A 2,163-nucleotide genomic window follows, 5' to 3' on the forward strand; every position below is an offset into this window, starting at 1 on the left:
CCCCAGAAAGTCACGGTATACCTTGGCAATTTGATCTTTGAAAATAATGCTTTGCAGTTCGTAAATACTGAAGAAGGTAGGGCAAGGCTGGAATCCGGTGCATGGAAATACGATTACTTTCTGAGAGATCATTTGGGGAACACGCGGGTGGTAGTGGATGAAGTAGGAACGGTATTACAGGAAACTGACTATTATCCGTTTGGATTACCGATTGAAAAATACTCGACAGTAACGAACAACTACTTGTACCAGGGTAAGGAGCTGCAAAGGGAACTGGGGTTAGGGCAGTTCGATTTTGCGGCAAGGTTCTATGATCCACAGATCGGAAGGTGGCATGTCTTAGATCCGTTAAGTGAAAAAGCCCGCAGGCAGAGTCCTTATAACTTTGCATTAAATAACCCGATCCGGTTTATAGATCCTGATGGCATGGAAGCCGATGACTGGATCAAGCGAGGGAACAGGTGGGCGTATGATCCGAATATAACTACCCGGCAACAAGCGATGGATGCTAAAGCTGATGATTTTGCCAAAAACGGAACGGTACTCAATAATGCAAAGTTGGGTGATAATGGTGAAGTTGGCAATGTATGGTTGCAGGAAGGAGGCAAGGCCAGTTATGTTCCGGATGGATTTACAACCATATCATCAGCGGAGCCTTCCTCTATACCCAATAACTGGCTGACCAGGGCGATCAATGAACTATATGTAGGAGGCGCAACGTTAATGTCGGGCCCGATGGGGTATAGCAAAACAGATGTCAAGAATTTATGGGAAGGTTCTACCACTACAGACCAAAGGATCGGCGCCGGGTTAACAACCCTTTCAATCCCATTGACCATGGGGTTAGGTTCAGGGGAAGCGGCTGCCGCTAAGACGGTAGGTTCGGGAGCTCAATATTCTGTTGCTTTTGAAATGAAGTTAGCAAGTGGCTCTTACCCAGGAGTGTATAGAGGAGCACACTTCCTTGAAGCAAATAAGGCTCTTAGTGCAACTATGGCAACAGATGCACGATTTGCTTCGTCAATGTCACAGCTAGGTATAAATATTCCGAGGTCTTCAGCAGGTAGTATATTAGGGAGGTCTCCTGCCAATTGGGTATGGCATCACGATATAAATGCAGGAGTAATGCAGTTAGTACCTAAATCACAGCATACAATAGGTAGTTCGTTTTGGAATACGTTACATCCTGGTGGTAGAGGCGGTTTTTCAATTTGGGGTAAATAAAATATGTATAATATGAAATTAACTGATTTAATAAAAGACATTGAAAACGTAGACCAAGAAGCTATAATTTTCCAAGAAGATAGAGAAAACCCAAATTCTGATATAATACTTTCTTATGCAGAAGGAGGGGATGAAGGAGTTAAAGAAGAAGATGGGAAAAAATATTATTACCTGATTGAAGTTTTTTTGGCAAAAGAGTTTGTGGATGATTGGGAAGCAAGTATAGATTATGTGCCGTCTATAGAAGAAAAGGCAAAACGATTATATGATTATGCAATCAATGACGCATAATACAAAAGCCACCGATTAAGTGGCTTTGTTATTCCGCAGAGCGGGACCGACTCTGCGCCCTCTCATGGCTACCTGCGGACAGGTAGTTTTTGCATCCGGTGCGACCGGTCTCATAGAGTTCTCAATAAGGTTGTTGTCGATTGCAAAATGCCATTAGAGGCATATGCATAGGTTCTCCCGTCTGCGTAGCGTGTACGCGATAGCCTTGCCTTACCCTGCGGGCTTGATGGTCATGCTTTTGTTAGTAAATCTTTCAGCCGTTGATTGAGTTGCGCAAGTATTGGGATTGAGTGAGTCTGCCGATATGCTTTGATCTGCTGGGGTGTAGAATTCGATTCCCTTACCGTCATCACGATCACCAAAAACACCTACGATGCGCTGGGCAGGCTTACCGAAACGGTGAACAACATGATAGACTATGCCACTGGAGTGAGCAGTGGCGAAAAGGTCATTGTTCAAAATAGCTATGATGACGTTGGGCAGTTAAAAACAAAGCGGCTAGGGGTGAACGGTACAACAGCGGTTGAAACTCAAAAATATGATTACAACGTCCGGGGGTGGCTGCTGGGTGTGAACAGGGATTATGTGAACAATACCCAAAGCACAAGTAAGTTCGGATTTGAGTTGAGCTATGACAAGCCCGCTTCG

At 44.4% G+C, this 2,163-nt stretch carries 3 protein-coding genes; all 3 read left to right on the forward strand.

What is annotated here, in order from left to right; genetic code table 11:
- The coding region (locus AC3WS5_RS15920) for an RHS repeat-associated core domain-containing protein (protein ID WP_492468407.1) at positions 1-1,224 on the forward strand (1,224 nt) is incomplete at its 5' end.
- Positions 1,225-1,236: 12 nt separating this feature from the next.
- A complete protein-coding gene (locus AC3WS5_RS15925; protein ID WP_492468408.1) occupies positions 1,237-1,515 on the forward strand; it encodes a hypothetical protein in 279 nt (92 codons plus the stop codon).
- 309 nt (positions 1,516-1,824) lie between these two features.
- Positions 1,825-2,163 (forward strand): hypothetical protein (locus AC3WS5_RS15930; protein ID WP_492468409.1); only part of this gene is annotated, 339 nt, incomplete at its 3' end.

It is taken from the genome of Niabella sp. CPT15-335-S11 (assembly GCF_058792415.1).